Annotated in this window: 1 protein-coding gene; it reads right to left on the reverse strand. The window is 36.6% G+C overall.

Annotation, left to right across the window (positions count from 1 at the left end; genetic code table 11):
- Positions 1-248: 248 nt before the first annotated feature.
- Positions 249-549: hypothetical protein (locus tag L2748_RS24330; RefSeq protein WP_220783721.1), on the reverse strand; the 301-nt coding region annotated here is incomplete at its 5' end.

Consider the following 549-nt stretch of genomic DNA (forward strand, 5'->3'; position numbering starts at 1 on the left):
AGTGAAACACACGATAGCTAGACTCAAAGTAGTTGTTTTTCTTTTCGGCATATCTTGCCTCCAATGGTAAAGAGGCTTACAATTTGTATTGTCTAGATACATTGTCGGCCTCGTTTGAATTTATAGTTCATTCGGGGCTTTCAACTTTCTGGCAAGTTACATAACAGCATTTTCATGCCCTTGCCAAAAAGCCAAGAGCACCCGCATGGATCTTATCACTAGCACAACTATTCCCGCTACCGCTTTTATTAAAAAGTGGTGTAACCATTCTTTCTATTAAATTCCCAAGCACTTTCTTGTCCATATGGGTTATACCAAGTTTTTGTGTGCCTAAAATGTTTATGCGTAAGGATGCGTTTATTATACTTTTTTTCATACTCTCTAATGCGATGTTCAAAATCAGGATTTCGCTCTAGATTCATTTGTATCCATTGAAATCTAACTTTTTCGTTTCTAATACGCATAGTCCCTTGAGGAACATGGTCTTTGAATACATGAACATCAAAGAAACAAGTTAACTTCATTTTTTCATTTGGAAGCTGGTATTGG

The organism is Shewanella sairae, assembly GCF_023283535.1.
In the GTDB taxonomy this organism is placed as follows: domain Bacteria; phylum Pseudomonadota; class Gammaproteobacteria; order Enterobacterales; family Shewanellaceae; genus Shewanella; species Shewanella sairae.